This is a genomic window from Tabrizicola sp. (assembly GCF_036781545.1).
Taxonomy (GTDB): Bacteria; Pseudomonadota; Alphaproteobacteria; order Rhodobacterales; family Rhodobacteraceae; genus Tabrizicola.
The window spans coordinates 64938-82775 of record NZ_DAIQAT010000004.1 but is presented as its reverse complement, the minus strand read 5'-3'; the positions used below and the strand labels follow the sequence as shown (position 1 = coordinate 82775).

Annotated in this window: 10 protein-coding genes and 1 pseudogene; 6 read left to right on the top strand and 5 right to left on the bottom strand. The window is 69.1% G+C overall.

The window, feature by feature from the left end; all coding sequences use genetic code 11:
* Together V7Q39_RS02040 and V7Q39_RS02035 are read left to right on the top strand one after the other, a co-directional pair.
* A partial coding sequence (locus tag V7Q39_RS02040; RefSeq protein WP_333814598.1) for a ribonuclease R family protein occupies positions 1 to 1405 on the top strand: 1405 nt, incomplete at its 5' end.
* Positions 1402 to 2646, top strand: a complete 1245-nt coding sequence (locus V7Q39_RS02035; RefSeq protein WP_333814597.1) for a lytic murein transglycosylase — start codon at positions 1402 to 1404, stop codon at positions 2644 to 2646. The genes V7Q39_RS02040 and V7Q39_RS02035, both read left to right, overlap by 4 nt.
* Before the next feature lie 277 nt (positions 2647 to 2923).
* On the opposite strand, the gene V7Q39_RS02030 is transcribed toward V7Q39_RS02035, so the two are convergent.
* The gene (locus V7Q39_RS02030) at positions 2924 to 4156 is read right to left on the bottom strand and encodes an RsmB/NOP family class I SAM-dependent RNA methyltransferase (protein ID WP_333814596.1); all 1233 of its coding nucleotides are present in this window, start codon (positions 4154 to 4156) and stop codon (positions 2924 to 2926) included.
* An 84-nt stretch (positions 4157 to 4240) separates the two neighbouring features.
* Here V7Q39_RS02030 and V7Q39_RS02025 point away from each other — a divergent pair, with 84 nt between their 5' ends.
* A complete protein-coding gene (locus V7Q39_RS02025) occupies positions 4241 to 4411 on the top strand; it encodes a DUF1674 domain-containing protein (protein ID WP_333814595.1) in 171 nt (56 codons plus the stop codon).
* A gap of 179 nt (positions 4412 to 4590) precedes the next feature.
* On the opposite strand, the gene V7Q39_RS02020 is transcribed toward V7Q39_RS02025, so the two are convergent.
* On the bottom strand, positions 4591 to 4734 hold the full coding sequence (locus V7Q39_RS02020) for a hypothetical protein (RefSeq protein ID WP_333814594.1): 144 nt from the start codon (positions 4732 to 4734) through the stop codon (positions 4591 to 4593).
* Between V7Q39_RS02020 and V7Q39_RS02015 the strand changes: the two genes are divergently transcribed.
* Both V7Q39_RS02015 and V7Q39_RS20595 read left to right on the top strand, forming a co-directional pair.
* The gene (locus V7Q39_RS02015) at positions 4669 to 4827 is read left to right on the top strand and encodes a DUF1674 domain-containing protein (protein WP_333814602.1); all 159 of its coding nucleotides are present in this window, start codon (positions 4669 to 4671) and stop codon (positions 4825 to 4827) included. The two genes, V7Q39_RS02020 and V7Q39_RS02015, sit on opposite strands and share 66 nt — an antisense overlap.
* A 247-nt stretch (positions 4828 to 5074) precedes the next feature.
* Positions 5075 to 5173 (top strand): annotated as a pseudogene (locus V7Q39_RS20595) (DUF1674 domain-containing protein); the annotation flags it as partial.
* Between the two features lie 111 nt (positions 5174 to 5284).
* Here V7Q39_RS20595 and pbpC read toward each other — a convergent pair.
* Positions 5285 to 7327: a penicillin-binding protein 1C gene (gene pbpC / locus V7Q39_RS02005; RefSeq protein ID WP_333814601.1), complete on the bottom strand. Its 2043-nt coding sequence runs from the start codon at positions 7325 to 7327 to the stop codon at positions 5285 to 5287.
* A gap of 172 nt (positions 7328 to 7499) precedes the next feature.
* A complete protein-coding gene (locus V7Q39_RS02000; protein ID WP_333814593.1) occupies positions 7500 to 12947 on the bottom strand; it encodes an alpha-2-macroglobulin family protein in 5448 nt (1815 codons plus the stop codon).
* 180 nt (positions 12948 to 13127) lie between these two features.
* On the opposite strand from V7Q39_RS02000, the gene V7Q39_RS01995 reads away from it, so the two are divergent.
* Positions 13128 to 15656, top strand: a complete 2529-nt coding sequence (locus V7Q39_RS01995) for a hybrid sensor histidine kinase/response regulator (protein WP_333814592.1) — start codon at positions 13128 to 13130, stop codon at positions 15654 to 15656.
* A gap of 129 nt (positions 15657 to 15785) precedes the next feature.
* Here V7Q39_RS01995 and recQ read toward each other — a convergent pair whose 3' ends face one another.
* Positions 15786 to 17831, bottom strand: a complete 2046-nt coding sequence (recQ, locus tag V7Q39_RS01990; RefSeq protein ID WP_333814591.1) for a DNA helicase RecQ — start codon at positions 17829 to 17831, stop codon at positions 15786 to 15788.
* Positions 17832 to 17838: the final 7 nt, after the last annotated feature.

Genomic DNA, 17838 nt, shown 5'->3' with positions numbered 1-17838 from the left:
CGACCCCGGCAATATCGGCGGCTTCGCGATCTGGGTCGCCATCGCCGATGTGGCGCATTACGTAACCCCCGGCTCGGCCCTGGACCGCGAGGCGCGCAAGCGCGGCAATTCCACCTATTTCCCCGACCGGGTGGTGCCGATGCTGCCCGACATCCTGTCGGGCGACCTGTGTTCCCTGCACGAGGGCGTGGACCGCGCCTGTCTGGCGGTGCGGATGGTGATCGACCGCGAGGGTCACAAGCGGAGCCACCGCTTTGTCCGGGGAATGATGCGGTCGGTGGGGTCGCTTCACTATGCGCAGGTGCAGGCGGCGGTGGACGGCAGCGCGGACGAGAAAACCGCGCCGCTGGTCGAGCCGGTCTTGAAGCCGCTTTACGCCGCTTATGCCGCCCTGAAGCGGGCGCGGGAGATGCGGCAACCCCTGGACCTGGACCTGCCGGAGCGGAAGATCGAGCTGGATGCCGAGGGCCACGTCACCTCGGTCGCGTTCAAGGAGCGGCTGGAGGCGCACAAGCTGATCGAGGAATTCATGATCCTCGCCAATGTCGCGGCCGCCGAGGAGCTGATCCGGCTGAAGCGGCCCCTGCTGTTCCGGGTGCATGAGGAGCCCTCACCCCTGAAGCTGGAAAGCCTGCGCGAGGTGGCGGAGGGCGCGGGGCTGACGCTGGCCAAGGGGCAGGTGTTGCAGACCAAGCACCTGAACCGGCTTCTGGCCCAGGCCGAGGGGACGGAGTTTGACGAGTTGATCAACCTCTCTACCCTGCGGTCGATGACCCAGGCCTATTACCACCCGGAGAATTTCGGGCATTTCGGGCTGGCCCTGCGGAACTATGCGCATTTCACCAGCCCGATCCGACGCTATTCCGACCTGATCGTCCACCGCGCGCTGATCGCGGGCCAAGGCTGGGGCAAGGATGGCCTGTCGGCCTGGGACGAGGAGAACCTGGAGGAGACGGGCAAGCTGATCTCGGAAGCCGAGCGGCGCAGCATGGCGGCGGAGCGGGACACGACGGACCGCTATCTTGCGGCCTATCTGGCGGATCGGGTGGGGGCGGAGTTCGCCGGGCGGATTTCCGGGGTGCAGCGCTTCGGGGTCTTCGTGCGGCTGGACGAAACCGGGGCGGACGGGCTGATCCCGGTGCGCGCCCTGGGGCGGGAGTATTTCAACTATGACGATGCCAGCCAGACACTGATGGGATCTGAGACCGGGCTCACCCTGGGGATCGGGCAGAAGGTCGTGGTCCGGCTGGCCGAGGCGGTGCCGGTGACGGGCGGGCTGATCCTGGAGCTTCTTTCGGTGGAAGGGGCGGTGCTGCGGCCGCCGCGGCGGAAGGGCGGGAAATACCAGCCCCGGAAACCCGCGCAGGCGGCGGCGAAGCGGCGGCTGGTGCGCAAGCGGCGATGAAATCCGGCAAGCTGCTTCAACGGATCCTTCTCGCGCCCGGCATGGGCGTGGCGCTGTGCATGGGGGTGGGTCAGGCCCAGACGATCCTGCCCGATCCGGTGGCGGGGGTGGAGGAGAAGATGGGGTCTCAGGCCGGATTGGATGCTTGGATCGCGGGCTTCCGGCCCCGGGCGCTGGAGGCGGGCATTCCGGCCCCGACCTTCGACGCGGCGATGCGCGGGGTGGCGTTCGACCCGAAGGTGGTGGAGCGCGACCGGAACCAGAACGAGTTTTCGAAGACGATCTGGGACTACCTCGACACCGCCGTGTCCGAGGATCGGGTAACGCTGGGGCTGAAGGCCATCGAGCGGAACCGGGCGCTTCTGGAGCGGATCGAGGCGGAATATGGCGTGGAGAAAGAGGTCGTCGCGGCGGTCTGGGGGCTGGAGAGCGCCTATGGCACCTACCGGGGCGACATGCCGGTGCTGGGATCGCTGGCGACGCTGGCCTATGAGGGGCGGCGCGTGGCCTTCTTCGAGGCGGAGCTGATCGCGGCCTTGAAGATCGTCGCGGGCGGGCATGTGGACCGGTTTGCGGGGAGCTGGGCGGGGGCGAGCGGGCATACCCAGTTCATGCCGTCGAGCTGGGAGAAGTTCGCGGTCGATTTCGACGGCGACGGGAAGAAGAACCTCTGGGGCGAGGATCCGGCGGATGCGCTGGCCTCGACCGCCAATTACCTGCGGTTCTGGGGCTGGACGAAGGGCCAGCCCTGGGGGGTGGAGGTGACGCTGCCGGAAGAGTTCGACTATGACCAGACCACCGAGCGGGTGGTGAAGCCGGTCGGCGACTGGCAGGCGATGGGGGTGCGAACGGTCAGCGGAGCGGACCTGCCGGACCATGGACCGGGGTCGATCCTTCTTCCCGGCGGGCACCGGGGGGCGGCGTTCCTGATCTGGCCGAACTTCCAGGTGATCGAGCACTACAACACGGCGGATGCCTATGTGGTGGCGATCGGGTCCTTGTCGGACCGGCTGGCCGGGAGACCAGCGATCCAGCACGGCTGGCCGCGCGACCTGCGGGCGCTGACGCTGGACGAGCGGCGGGAGCTGCAGGAGCTGTTGGGCCGGGCCGGGTTCGATCCGGGCGGGGTGGACGGGCGGATGGGGCCGAAGACGGTGGCCGCGGTGAAGGCCTTCCAGAAGGCGCGGGGGCAGGTCGCGGACGGCTATCCGAGCCTCGAGGTGCTGGGGTTGCTGCGGTAGCTGCCCGCGCGCGGGCAGGGTTTCCGGCCCAGCGATTTCAATGGGTTGGCTGCGGGCGTTGGGGAAGCGTTCATCTTTGGCCTGGCGCTTCGGAACATGGGCGCTGGCGCGCAAGCCTTTTGTCTCGCCTCTGCGCGCGAAGGGCGCGCAACCGGCTCGGGTCTTGGGGGTTTTCCACCCCCAAACCCCCGGAGGATACTTGGGCAAATGTGAAAGGGGTAATGCAGGCGCGCCGAACGGCTGTTGAGGATGCGGTGCAGACGGATCGGGGGCCGGGTCAGCCCGGCAGCCACAACCGGGCGAGGAAGAAGCCGTCCATGCCGCCCCTGTCCGCCCAGTAGTCCGGGCGCAGGCGGAGGGCGTTTTCCGGGGTCCACCAGGCAGGATCCACGCCGGGCAGGTCGGCGCGGTCAATGATGAGCGCCGGGTGGCGGGCAAGGGCGGCGGCGAGTTGGGATTCGCCTTCCTCGGGCAGGAGCGAGCAGGTGGAGAAGACGAGGCGCCCCCCCGGTTTCAGCCAGGTCAGCGCGCGGTCGATCAGGGCGGATTGCAGGGCGATGAGGGCGGGAAGGTCGGAGCCGTCCTTGACGAAGGGCAGGTCCGGGTGGCGGCGGATGGTGCCGGTGGCCGAACAGGGGGCGTCGAGGAGGATGGCGTCGAAAGGGGCCTCGGGCTGCCAGTGCAGCGCATCGGCGGTGACGAGGTCGGCGGTCAGCCCGGTGCGGGCGAGGTTCGCCTGAAGTCGGGCCATGCGGGGGGCCGAGATGTCCAGCGCGGTGACATTGGCGCCCACGGCGGCGAGTTGCAGGGTCTTGCCGCCGGGGGCGGCGCAGAGGTCGAGGATGCGTTCTCCCTTTTGCGGGACCAGCAGGTTCGCGGGAAGGGCGGCGGCGGCATCCTGCACCCACCAGCCGCCCTCGGCATAGCCGGGAAGGGCGGAAAGCTGGCCGGGGCTGCGCAGACGCAGGCTGCCGGTGGGGAGAAGCTCGCCCTCCGGCGCGGGGAAGCCATCGCGCAGGGTCAGGTCGAGCGGGGGTTCCTGCGCCTGGACGGCTTCGATGGCGGTGACGGCGTCGCGGCCGTAGCTGTGGACGAGGGGTTGGCGTAGCCAGCGCGGGAGTTTCTGCACCGGCAGGGCGATCGTCTCGGGCAGGGCACGCAGGACGGCGTTGACGAGGCCCGCCAGATGGGCGGTGCGCTTGCCGCCCTTGCGGGTGATCTCGACCGCCGCATTGACCACGCCATGTGCCGGGGCGCCTGCCGCGCGCTCCACCACGGCGAGGCGCAGGGTGTTGCGGACGGTCAGTGGCGGGGACTTCCGCAGGTGCTTGTCGAGGAGTTTGTCAGCAGGCTCGATATGGCGCAGGGTGGTTTCCGCCAGCCGCAGCGCGCGGGCACGGTCGGCGGGGGCGAGGCCATCGCCGGAGAAGTCGGAGAGCATCCGGCCCTCGCCGAGGACGCCGTCGAGGATTGCCACTGCAGTGGCGCGCGCCACGACGCCTTCGGCCATTGAGATTCCCTTCCTGGGCCGGGCCCTTGCCGGTTCGGGATGCGGGTTATATCAGGAAGGGGCGCCACACAAGGAAACCCCGGGATGGACGAGACCCTGCCGCCCGCTGCGAAACGTGCTTTGGGCGAGGCCGAGGCGCGCCGGAAGGTTGCCGAGGGGAAGGCCCCCCTGCCGCCGGAACTGGGCGGGCGGGACGGGCCGGAGCCAGTGCGCTATGGCGACTGGGAGAAGAAGGGACTCGCGGTGGATTTCTGAGCGGGGCCGGTGGGTGGTGCGTGCGAGCGCGGAAGGGGCCGGGACCGTCTGTCATCCCCGCGAAAGCGGGGAACCAGAGGCAAGGGTCAACCCATAGGCCCCGCTTTCGCGGGGGTGACAGGTGGAAAGCGGGATCCGGGCCGGGGCCGGAACCATGAGGGTGCGGTGCGCCCTTCGGATCACATCACCGGCACGTCCATCATGTCATCCTGTCCCGGCTCTGGCCCCGGCCCCAACCGGGTATGTAAATCGACGACCTGCCGCCGGCCGCGAAACCTGCGCTTGCCGAGGCCGAGGAGCGCCGGAGGGCTGCCGACGGACAAGCGCCTTTGCCGAAGGAACTGGGCGGGCGGGACGGGCCGGAGCCAGTGCGCTATGGCGACTGGGAGAAAAAGGGACTCGCGGTGGATTTCTGAGCGGGCCGGTGGGTGATGCGTGCGAGCGAGGAAGCGGCCGGGACTGTCTGTCATCCCCGCGGAAGCGGCGAACCAGAGGCAACAGTCAACCCATAGGCCCCCGCTTTCGCGGGGGTGACAGGTGGAAAGCTGGAGCCGGGCCGGGGCCGAACCATGAGGGTGCGGTGCGCCGTCCGGATCAGGTCCCCGGCACGTCCATCATGTCATCCTGTCCCGGCTTCTGGCCTTGTTCCAACCAAGTATGTAAATCGACGACCTGCCACCCGCCGCGAAACCTGCGCTTGCCGAGGCCGAGGAGCGCCGGAAGGCTGTCGAGGGCAAGGCCGCCCTGCCGAAGGAGCCGGGCGGGCGCGTGGGGCTGGAGCCGGTGCGCCATGGCGGCTGGGAGAAGACGGGACCGCGGTGGATTTCTGAACGGGACGCGCGCGTCGCTAGCGGCCTTCGCCGAATCGTGCCCCTAGCGGACCCGCACCTGTACCCGGTCGGACCGGCCCTTCGCGTCGATCACGCTCAGCGTCACGAAGCCCGCGCCCGGCATCGCAAGCATCGCCTCACGCGCGTCGGACGCCACCACCACCGGCACCCCGTCCGCGAGCCAGGTGAAGGGCGCGGTGCCGCCCGCGACCTTGACCTTCAGGCCGGATGCCAGCAACTCCACCTCTGCCCCGTTCGGCGGGAAGGCCACGGCGGGGGCATCCGCCGCCACCTCGAATGCCGCCGAGCGCGAGCGGAAGCGCTGCAACGGCTGCGGCAGGGCGGCATTCGCGACCAGCAGGGTCGCGGCGGGCGCCGGGGGCTGCGGGTCGAGCTTGCGCTTCAGCCGGTTGAAGGCCTGGAACAGCACCGGGGCGGCCACATCGGCGCCGAAGGCCCCCGGCACGGGCGTTCCGTCCGCCCGGCCCATCCAGACGCCGATCACATGCCTGCCATCGAAGCCGATGGCCCAGGCATCGCGGTGGCCATAGGACGTGCCGGTCTTGTAGGCCAGCCGATTGCTCGGCGCGCCCGGTGGCGGGGCGAGGCCCGCGAGGATGTCGCCCACCTCCCAGGCCGCAACCTCGGACACCACCCGCTGCCCCTCTGGCACCTCGGCGTCCTGCCGCCAGCTGAGGGGCCGCACGACGCCCCCCCGCGCGATGGCGGCGTAAAGCTGCACCATGTCGGTCAGCGTCACCCCTACCCCGCCCAAGGCGATCGCCAGCCCCGGCCTGTCACCGGGAAACACCGGCTTCATTCCGGCCTTCTCCATCGCCGAGACCAGCTTCGCGGGTCCCAGCGCCTCGGTCAGTGCCACCACGGGGATGTTGCGCGACAGCTGCAGGGCCTCGCGCATGCGGATCGTGCCCAGGTAGAGCTTGTCGAAATTCTGCGGCGCATAGGTGCCGAAGCTCATCGGCCGGTCGTCGATCATCGTCTCGGGGTGGCCCAGCCCCTCGTCGAAGGCGAGCGCATAGACCAGGGGCTTCAGCGTCGACCCGGGGGAGCGCAGTGCCCGCGTCATGTCGACGAACCCCTGCCGCAGGTCGGCCCGGTAGCCCGCCGAGCCCACGCTGGCAAGAATCTCGCCCGAGGCATGGTCGGCGACCAGGATCGCCACCTGCAACTGCTCGCCCTTCTCCGCCACCGCCTCCTGCGCCAGCGCCTCAAGCTTCTTCTGCAACGCCCCGTCGATGGTCAGCCGGTGGGACAGGGTCTGCGGCTGCTCCTCGCGCGCGCGGTCGGCGAGATGGGGCGCCAGGGCCGGGAAGGGCTTGCGCAGGCCCGGCACCGCCTCGCGCAGCGCCGCTTCGGCCTCGTCGGCGTCGATCACGCCCTCGGCCACCGCCCGCGCCAGCACCCGGTTGCGCGCCGCCTCGGCCCGGTCGGCGGCGCGGTCGGGGCGGCGGCTTTCCGGGGCCTGCGGGATCGCCACCAGAAGCGCCGCCTCGGCCGGCGTCAGCCGCAGGGGCTCCTTGCCGAAATAGCTGATCGAGGCCGCCCGCACCCCTTCCAGGTTCCCCCCGAAGGGCGCAAGGTGCAGATATAACTGCAAGATCTGGTCCTTCGACAGCCGCCGCTCCAGCGCCAAAGCGACGCGCATCTGCCGCAGCTTGCCGCCGACCTGGCCCGTCGTCCCCTCCTCCAAAAGCCGCGCGACCTGCATGGTCAGGGTCGAGCCGCCCGAGACGACGCGCCTGTTCCACAGCGCCTGCACCGCCGCCCGCAGCACCGACCGCGGATCCACGCCCGCATGGTCGCGGAACCGCTTGTCCTCATAGGCCAGCAGCATCTTGAGATAGAGCGGATCGACCTTGTCCGGCGGCAGCGCCAGCCGCCAGCGGCCATCGGCGACCGTATAGGCGCGCAGAAGGTCGCCCTTGCGGTCCAGAACCTCGACCGACATTTCCAGCGCCAGGGGCGGCAGCACGGTGGCGTCGATCCAGCGGTCGAACCGGTCGCGGCCCAGCGCGGCGAGCCAGAGGCCCACCGCCAGAACGATGATCCAGCGCGCGCGCATGATCAGAGACCCCGTCCCGGGCTTGCCCCGGGACCCCGTGCAATTCCCGGCGCAGCACCCGAATGAGAGTGAGGCCCCGGATCAGATCCGGGGCGATTCAGGCCGGATCCGGTCGCGCACCCTCCCCTCTCCACCGGGGGGAGGGGAGGCGCATATGCCCGCGCGTGGATCATGATCACTTCGTGATCGTCACCTCGCCCGTCTCGCTCCGCGCGCGGAAGTCGGGCCGGTACATGTCCTCGACCGAGGCCGCCGCATGGTGGAACGTGCCGGGCGACACCGCGCGGACCACATAGGCCAGCTTGAACGGCTGGTCAGACTGCCAGTCCACCGCGGTGATGAACCGGTCCTGCCGGAACTCGGAATGCGCCACCTCGTTCAGCGTATCCAGCCAGCCCAGTTCCGAGGTCGAGCCTGCCGACATCAGGTTCGGGTTGTCGATCTCGAACCCCGCCGGAAGCGGGTCCGAAACAATCAGCCGCGCCTCGCCATAGTCGAAGGGCTTGACCTCCAAGACCGTCACCAGCCGCGTTCCCGCCGCCACGCTGTCCAGCGCGACTTCCTCGCCGGACATCGTGTAGTAGGTCCGCGTGATGGCATAGCCGTTGCCGCCCGCCGGTTCCGGTTCCGACGGCACGCCATAGGTGGTGACGGTGACGGTCGTATCCGCCCCGTCGTTCTTCACCACCACCGGCGTCACGGCGCCTGCATCCAGCACCCGCACCAGCGGCCCCTCTGCGGGTTTGCCATCGATGGTCACGCCCTCGGCCCCCGGCCGGTCGATCAGCGCATTGGTGGCCAGCAAGGCCCAGGTCGCCTCCTGCGTCGACAGGTTGCGGCCCTGCACGGCGATCCGGTTGGTCAGCGCCTCGCGGTCCACGGCCTGGCTACCGGCCTCCACCGCCAGCGTCAGCAGGGCCGCCGCGTCGCGGTAGCGGGTGCCATAGTCCACCCGCCAGATCTGGCCCTGTTCCGGCTCCAGCGACTCCATCTTCGCCACGGCCTTGCGGAACATCGCATCCGCCCGCGCCTGGTCGCCATAGGACGCCAGGGCCGCGCCCAGCTGCGCCTGCGCGATGGGGGTGGAGAAATCGTCCCCCTTCACGTCGGCATAGTAGCGCAGGTCGCCGATCGCCGCCGCGCCCTCGCGGGCCAGCACCATCAGCGCATAGGCCAAGGCCTCGCCGCCGCCGTTGACCTGGTTCGAGAAGTCGGGCGCGTAGTTCACCTGGTTGCGCAGGTTGGCAAGCGCGTTCTTGAACGCCAGGTCCGGCACCTGATAGCCCTGCGCCTTCGCCCGGCTCAGGAAGTCGGTGACATAGGCGTCGAGCCAGAAGTCGCCCTCGCCCGGACCCCAGAGCCCGAAGCCGCCGGTCGCGGATTGGTTGGCCAGAATCTCGACCACCGCGTCGTCGATGCGCTTCTGGATGTCCTCGGCACCCTTCAGCTCCATCACCCGCGCCACCTGATCGAAGTAGAGGAGCGGCAGCGCGCGCGAGGTCATCTGCTCGGTGCAGCCATAGGGATAGCGGTCGAGCGCGGCGAGCAGCCCCGGCGCGTTCAACCGCGCCAAGGGACCAACCGCCATCGTCGCCTTGCCCGAGCCCGGCACCAGCCCGGCGAAGACATTCTCGTCGAAGGTAAAGCTCTGGCCCGTTTTCAGTTCCAGCCGCGAAACCCTTGCGACCTCGGGGTCGTTCACCTGCACCGGCACGGTCAGCGTCTTCTTCAACACCTTGCCGTCCGGCGTGGTCAGGCCGACCTCGATGGTCTGGATCCCGACCGCGCCCGCCGTCACCGGCACCTCGAAGACCGCCTTGGCCTTGTCGCCGAGGTCGAAGCCCGAGGGCACCTCGCCCAAAGTCAGGCCGTTCGCCGTCACGTCCAGCCCCATCCGGCCCGAAGGCCCGGTGGCATGGACGATCTCCAGCAGCAGCCGCGAGCTATCTCCCGGCGACAGGAAGCGCGGCACGCTGGCCGTCACCACCACCGGATCGCGCACCAGCACGTCGGCCTGCGCCTGCCCGACGCCGGTCTTGCTCCACGCCACGGCCATCACCTTCACCGTGCCGTTGAAGCTGGGCAGGTCGAAGGACGCCCGCGCATAGCCATCGGCCCCCACCGTCACCGGCCCGGTGAAATAGGCCACCAGCTCCTCTGTGGGAGGCGGCGCCTGCAGCCGAGCCTGCGCGCCCGCGTCGCCGCCGGAGCGGACCTCGCCGGTCGCCCCGTTCAGCCCGTCGATCAACCGGCCATAGATGTCGCGGATGCCCACGCCCAGCCGCCGCTGGCCGAAGTAATAGTCGCTGGGGTCCGGGGCCTTGAACCCGGTCAGGTTCAGGATGCCCACGTCAACGGCGGCGATGGTGACATAGGCGGTTTCACCCGCCGTCACGCCATCCACTTTCACCGCCACGTCCAGCGGACCGCGCGGCGCGGCTTCCGCCGCAACCTCGACCTTGGTCGCCAGGGCCCGCGCGCCCGGATCAATCGACACATGGGTCAATCCCAGGGCCCGCGCCGGATTGCGGCCCGCCGCCACGTCCATCGGCCGCAGGACCGAGGCCGTCACATAGACCCCCGCACCCCATTCGTCCGTGACCGGAAGCTGGATCAGATTCTCGCCTTCCTTAACCTCGACCGCCTGCATCGCGACCAGCCGGTTCGACAGCACCGTCACCAGCGCCGTCCCCGCCGCGCGCGGCACGATCCGCAAGGTCGCGGTGTCGCCCGGCTTGTAGGCGGGCTTGTCCAGCGACAGTTCCAGCGTGTCGGGCGTCGCCGAGGCATCGGCGGGCGCATACCAGCCCGCGTAGAACTGCGTCGACGTCGCGGCCTTGCCGCCGTCCGACCGTTCCACCAGCAGCTCATAGGTGCCCCAGTCCACGTCCGCGGCGATCTCCACCGGCGCGGTGCCGGTCGTCGCTTCGCCCTCGGCCACGATGGAGCGGCTCACCACCGGCTCCCAACTCCAGTTGCCGTAGCTCTGGTACCACTGATAATCGTAGTCCACGCGGGACACCGTCCACTTGACCGGCAGCGCGACAGCCGCATCCTGATCGACCGCGATGATCTGGAACCGCGCCTCGCCGCCCTCGGGGGCCACCCCGTCGAACAGCGGCTTCACCCCGATCATCGGATCGGCCGAGGAGACCGTCTTCGTCACCTGACGCTCGACCGGGCGACCCGAGCCTTCGGCGACCCGGATCGTCACCCGCGCTTCCAGCGGGCGATGCGGGTCCTCGATCATCGGCAGGTAGACCGGGAGGGTGGCGTTGCCCGCCTCGTCGGTCTCGGCCCCGTTCAGCGAGTCCATCTGGGCGCTGAAGGGCTGGTCATGGCGTCCGAAGACATAGCCGGGGAAAGCCTCAAGCCCCGCCGCCGCACGCAGCAGCACCTCGCCCTCGATGGCAAGCCCCGCGCCGGGGGCGCCGAACAGATAGCGCGCCGCCACCGTCAGATCGACCGCCGAGTCGCGCCCGACGAACAGCGGCTCGTCCGCCAGCGTCAGGTCGAAATCAATGCGTTCCGGCAGGAAATCCTCGACCAGGAAGGTCTTCGACGCCAGCGCCGGGGCTTCCAGATCGGCATACATCTCCAGCCGCCAGACCCCGCGCGGGGCCGATCCGGCGATGGGCAGGCTGAACACATGCCCGCCCGCGCCCTGATCCTCGACCAGTTGCCGCGAATATTCCACGCCATCGGGGCGCGACAGCACCGCCGTCAGCGGCAGGCCTTCCACCGCCGCCTGCTCGGCATCGCGGGCCAAAGCGGTGACATAGACCGTCTCGCCCGCGCGATAGGCGCCCCGGTCGGTCGTCACGAACACATCCACCGGCGGCGCGGCCTCGCGGCCTTCCACCCCCCGGTCGGACAGGTCGAACTCCGGGTCGGTCAGCGACAGGAAGGCGATGTCCGTCGTCCCGTCCTTGACCACCACCATCGCCGGGGCGCTGCCCCCGGTGCCGCGCGTCAGCCCCGCATCGAAGCGGGCATAGCCCTGCTCATCGGTCACAGCCGTCCCCAGCACCGTATTGGCGCGGTTCAGCAGTTCCACCGTCACGCCGGTCTTTGCCTCTGCCGTCCCCAGTGCGCGGACGAAGACATGCAGCCCGTCCACCCCCGACATCGTGGTGACGCCAAGGTCCGAGATCACGAACCACTGCCAGCCCGGCGGAATATTGTAGGGGTCCACCCCCGGCACTTCCGCCTTCAGCGCATAGATCCCCGCCGGAAGCCCGTCCAGCGCCTCGCCCAGAGGCAGGCGGGTGGTGACGTCCTTGTTCACCTCCTGCGCCACATTGGCATGGCCTTTCCACAGCGCCTCGCCCACCGTGTCGGCGAAATATTCCTCGGAATAGACGTTGATCGGCGCGCCGAAGTAATAGTCCTGGATCGAGCGCAGCAGGTTCCGGTCCGTCACGCGGTAGAGCGTCAGGTCCAGCTTCTCGGTGTTCACCGTCTCGACCGGCAGCGCCGGTTCGCCCGCCTTCGGCAGCACATAGCCACGCCCGGGGAACTTCACCCCCGGTGCGCGGTCGCGGATGTACTGCGTGACATCGACCGACTTGGCCATCACCTGCCCGTCCGCCGCGGGCAGCCCCTCGCGGAACGTCACGGTATAGCGCTTGCCGTGCTCCAGCCCGGTCACGCAAAGCTGCCGCCAGCCGCCGTTCTCCACCGCCATCCCGGCGTCGGGAAGCTTGACGAAGTCGGAATAATCCACGCCCGAGGCCGCCAGATCCTCGCTGAACGTCGCGCAGATGCGCGGACGCGCCAGGTCGGACTGGACCTGCGTCTCGCTGATCCGGAAGCCGTATTTCCCGATCGCATCGTCCAGCAACGCCGCCGTATCCGTCCGCGCCTGCAAGGACTGCGCCAGCCGCAGCGCGCTGACGGTATCCCGCCCGCGCCCGTTCCGCTCCAGCACGTCGCCCATCGTCAGCAGGATCGTGTGCCGCAGCGCCGGGCTTTCCGCCCGGAGGTAGGCGTTGATCGAGGACAGGAAGGCCTGGTTGAAGAAATAGCCCGACTGGTTCGAATCGGCGATCCCCGCCTGCAGCTGCCGCCGCGCGAATTCGCCCCAGGTCGCCGCGTCATCGGTCAGGTTCAGCGCTGCCCCGGTATAGGCCGCCGCCCCCGCCCAGTCGCCCCGCGACTCGGCCTCCGAGGCCGCCGCCAGATGCTCCTCCGCCGACCACGGCCCCGTGGTGTGCTGCCGCCCAAGGCCTTGCGCCTGGTCGAAGGCGGGCTGGATGTCCCAGTCCGGCAGGAAGGCAAGCTCTGCCCGCCGCGCTTTCGCCGCCTCGCGCAGCGCCTTGTCCGCCTCGATCACCTTGGCCGAGAAGGCGCCCGCGAAATATCCCCCCTCGCCGGGCGAGTTCTTCACGAAGCACGACCCGTTCCGGGTGTTGTAGACATAGGCCGTGCACCGCGCGTTGGTCGTGCAGGCGCGCTCGCAGGCCTCGATGGTGGTGTCGAAGATCGACGCGATGTCCCCGCCCGGCAGGTCCTGGTCCTGGGTCACGACGAATCGCCGCTCGGGGATCAGGTCCTGCGCCGAAGCCAGCCCCGCACCGCCCAGGAAAACCGCCGCAATCGCCGCCTTCAGAAACCACCGCATCTAAAATGCCTCCCGTTTGATTGGCGAAACTGTCGCATGCCCAGCCACAGAATGGCAAGCGCACCCCAATCCCTTCGACGTTAAGCCTTGGTTCATCTTGGCTTGCGAGGCTAGTCGCGAAAACCGGATGTTGCGGCCCGCCGCGCCCCGGACAACAGGCAGAATGTCGGCTGGGAAGCGATGGATCTTTCGGAACGTCTGTTCAGGGAACGGCGCGCGCGGCTGGCGGCCGAACGCCTTCTGGAACAGAAAAGCCGGGAGCTGTTCGCCGCCAACGAAAAGCTTGCCATCCACGCCCGGTCCCTCTCGGACCAGATCGTCGAACAGCGCCAGGTGGTGAAATCCGCGCTGTCACAGGCCGAGGTGCTAAAGGACCAGAATCTCCGCTTCGTCGAAGACCTCGACCGCGCCCATACCGCCGCCGTCATGGCCGAACGCCGGCTGTGGGACGCGCTGGAAACCATCAACGACGGATTCGCCGTCTTCGACAGCGCCAAGCGCCTCGTCAGCGCCAATGCAGCCTGGCTTGGCCCCTTCGGCCAAATCATCGCCCCCGGCTGCCCCTATGAAGACATCATCCGCCAGTCCGCCGAAACCATCATCGATCTCGGGGACGAATCCCCCGATGATTTCACCGCCCGGATGCTCGCCCGGATCGAGGGCGACCCGATCGAACCCGTCACCCTGAAACTGCGCAACGGCACCTGGGTCAAGGTCCAGGAACGCCGCGCCCGCGATGGCGATCTCGTCTGCCTCGCCATCGACATCACCGAACAGATGCGCATCTGGGCCGCCATCGACGTCCTGCCCGATGCCTTCGTTCTCTTTGACCGGGAGGAACGTCTTTTGGCCTGCAATCAACGGTATCGCGAAATGTTCCCTGACTCCGCCCCCATCATGCAGCCGGGCGTCACCTTCGAGGATCTCCTGCGCCACGGGTTGCAGAACGGCCATGTCCCCGATGCCGTCGGGCGCGAGGAGGACTGGTTGGCCGACCGGCTCGCCCATTTCCGCGCCGCCGACACCATCGCGGAAAACACGCTCGCCAATGGCAGGGTGGTGCTGGAATCGGACCATGTCACCCCGGATGGCGGCCGGGTCGGTCTGCGCACCGACATCACCACGATCCGCGAGCAGCAGGCCCAGCTGGAAGCCGCCCGCCAGGCCGCCGAGGCCGCGAACCGCGCCAAATCCGCTTTCCTTGCCAACATGAGCCACGAAATCCGCACCCCGATGAACGGCGTCGTCGGCATGGCCGAGCTTCTGTGCGACACCGCGCTTTCCGAAGAACAGCGCCTGTTTGCCGAAACCATCCGCTCCTCGGGCGAGGCGCTTCTGGTCATCATCAACGACATCCTCGACTATTCCAAGATCGAGGCGGAACGCCTGACGCTGCGCCCCGAGCCCTTCGATCTGGAACGCACGATCCATGAGGTGACGATGCTCCTGCAGCCCCGCGCGCGGGAAAAGGGCATCGACCTGATGATCGACTTCGACATGTTCCTGCCCACCCGCTTCATCGGCGATCCGGGACGCTTGCGGCAGGTGCTGACCAACCTGATCGGCAATGCGGTGAAGTTCACCGAAAAGGGCCATGTCCTGACCCGCGTGGTGGGGGTGGAGGAAGGCGAGGGCACCCAGACCCTGCATGTCACGGTGGAAGACACCGGCATCGGCATCGCGCCGGACTACCTCGACCACATCTTCGGCGAGTTCAACCAGGTCGAGGACAAGCGCAACCGCAAGTTCGAGGGCACCGGGCTGGGTCTCGCCATCACCCGCCGCCTGATCGAACATATGGGCGGCGCGGTCTGGGTCGACAGCGATGTCGGCACCGGCTCCAGCTTCGGCTTCCGCGTGACCCTGCCGGTGGCCGAGGATGCGGCCCCGGTGCAGGTGCCGGTCGCCGTGAAGCGCGTCATCGCCGTCGACGACCAGTTCATCAACCGCACCATTCTGGAACGCCAGCTCGCCCCCTGCGGGATCGAGGTCACGCTCTGCCGCTCGGGTGCCGAAGTGCTGGAGCGTCTGGCCGAAGACCCCGCCTATGACGTGGTGCTGACCGACCATGCCATGCCCGAGATGGACGGGGTCCAGCTTCTGGACCATATCCGCGTCGCGGGGCATAAGCTGCCGGTGATGCTGCTGTCGTCCAACCCCATGGGCCTTGGCAATCTCGCGCATGACTTCGCCGCGATCCTGCAAAAGCCGATCCTGCGCTCGGACCTCTATCGCCACCTCCAGGGCCTGACCGCACCGGCCCCGATCGAGCCTGCCGCCCTCCCGCCGCTCCTTTTGACCGAGCGGCGCCAGATGCGGGTGCTGGCGGCCGAGGACAACCGGACCAACCAGCTGGTGTTCCAGAAGATGGTCCGCGACATGGATCTCGACCTGCGCTTTGCCGACAACGGCCGCATCGCGGTTGAGATGTTCGGAAGCTTCCAGCCCGACCTGATCTTCATGGACATCTCGATGCCCGAGATGGATGGCAAGGAAGCCGCCCGCACCATCCGCTCGCTGGGCTCGCAGGTTCCCATCGTCGCGCTGACCGCCCATGCAATGGAAGGCGATGCCGAGGCGATCCTCGCCGCCGGGATCGACCGCTACCTGACGAAACCGCTGCGCAAGACCGCCATCGAAGGTGCGCTGGCCGAATACTGCCCGCCCGAGGCGCGCCCGCCAGTCGCGGTCGCCGAAAACGCCGCCTGAGCACGATCCTTCTGCGAAGGATCGTGCCCGAACGGGCTGCTGGCAATCCTTTCCAGATCGTTACCGCCCGCGCTCAAGTCATTGATTTCATTACATCGAAAAACCTGCCCGCGCGCGGGCAGCCCGGCCTCACCCCTCGCGCAGGACCGTCAGGAAGGCCTCCCCGAACCGCTCCACCTTGGCGTCCCCCATCCCCTGGATCGCCACCAGCTCCCCCAGGGTCGAGGGTCGCCGCTCGGCAACCGCCCGCAGGGTCGCGGGCGAGCAGGTCATATATTTCCCCGTCCCGTCCTCGCCCCGCGCCAGCGCAAGCTGAACCTCGGCCAGCCGGTCGAACAGCGCCCCCTCCGGCCGCCCGGCCAACCGCATCCGGGCCGGGTGCAGCCCCTCCGCCGCCCCGGTGATCACCTCCAGGAAGGCCGCGCCGTAGCTTTCCAGCTTCTTCGCCCCGACCCCGGTGATCCCGGCCATCTGGTCCAGCGTGGCGGGCTTTCTCTCCGCCATCTCGATCAGCGTCTTGTCGGGAAAGACCACATAGGCCGGCACATTCTGCGCCTCGGCCAGTGCCCGCCGCTTCGCCTTCAGAAGCGCGAGGAGGCCCATATCCTCCTCGGCCACCTGGGCGCGGACCACCGGCTCCCGCTCCCCCGCCGCCGCGACCGTATCGCGCCGCAGCGTCACGCTCGCCTCGCCCCGCAGCACGGGCCGCGCCGCTTCCGTCATCCGCAGCGCGCCGTGGCGGTCGGGATCGGGACGGACCAGATCGCGCCCCATCATCTGCCGGAAGACCGCGCCCCAGGCGGGTTTCGACAGCTCACGCCCCACAGCGAAGGTGGGAAGCTGGTCATGCCCCTTCTCCCGCACCTTCTGGGTCGCCGAGCCGGTCAGGATGTCGATCAGATGCCCGGCCCCGAACCACTCCCCCGTGCGCAGGATCGCCGACAGCGCCTTCCGCACAGCCTCGGTCGCGTCGAACAGCAGCGCCGGGCGGTCGCAGAGGTCGCAGTTGCCGCAGGGCTCCGCCGCCTCTCCGAAGTATCCGAGCAGCACCTGGCGGCGACAGCCCAAAGCCTCGGCCAGTCCCAGCAGCGCGTTCAGCCGGGCGTGATCGGCGGCCTTGCGGTCGGGCGGGGCGGCGCCCTCGTCGATCTGGCTCCGCCGCAGGCGGATGTCGTCGGGGCCGTAGAGGGTCATCGTCTCGGCGGGCGAGCCATCGCGGCCCGCGCGGCCGATTTCCTGGTAATAGCCCTCGATCGACTTCGGCAGGTCGGCGTGGGCCACCCAGCGGATGTCGGGCTTGTCGATACCCATGCCGAAGGCGATGGTCGCCACCACGATCAGCCCGTCCTCGCGCTGGAAGCGGGTCTCGACCCGGCGGCGTTCGTCGGCCTCCATCCCGCCATGATAAGCCACAGCCTCGTGCCGCGCCTCGCGCAGCGCCTGGGCCAGGGTTTCGGTCTTGGCCCGGGTCGCGCAATAGACGATGCCGGACTGGCCCCGACGGGCGGCGGCGAAGCGCAGGATCTGCTCGCGCGGCTTGTCCTTGACGGCGAAGGCCAGATGGATGTTCGGCCGGTCGAAGCCGCGCAGGAAGGTGACGGGAGGCTCACCGTCGAAAAGGCGGGTGACGATCTCGGCCCGCGTCTCTTCGTCCGCCGTGGCGGTGAAGGCGGCCAAGGGCACCCGCAGGCTGCGGCGCAGTTCGCCGATCCGCAGGTAGTCGGGGCGGAAGTCGTGGCCCCACTGGCTGACGCAATGCGCCTCGTCCACCGCGATGAGGCTGCACTTCGCCCGCCTGAGAAGCGCCAGCGCCCCAGCCGAGGCCAGCCGCTCCGGCGCCATGTAGAGGAGCTTGAGCCGCCCGTCGTCGATGGCGGCGAAGACCTCTTCCGTCTCTTCCCCGGTATTGCCCGAGGTCAGCGCCCCGGCCTCCACCCCCGCCGCCCGCAAGGCGCGGACCTGGTCGCGCATCAGCGCGATCAGCGGCGAGATGACGACTGTCACCCCATCCCGGCACAAGGCGGGCAGCTGGAAGCACAGCGACTTGCCGCCGCCGGTTGGCATGATGGCCAGGGTGTTGCGCCCCTCCAGCACCGATTGCACGATCTCGGCCTGGCCGGGGCGGAAGTCCGGGAAGCCGAAGACCGAATGCAGAAGCTGCGCTGCGCCGTCCACGCCGCGG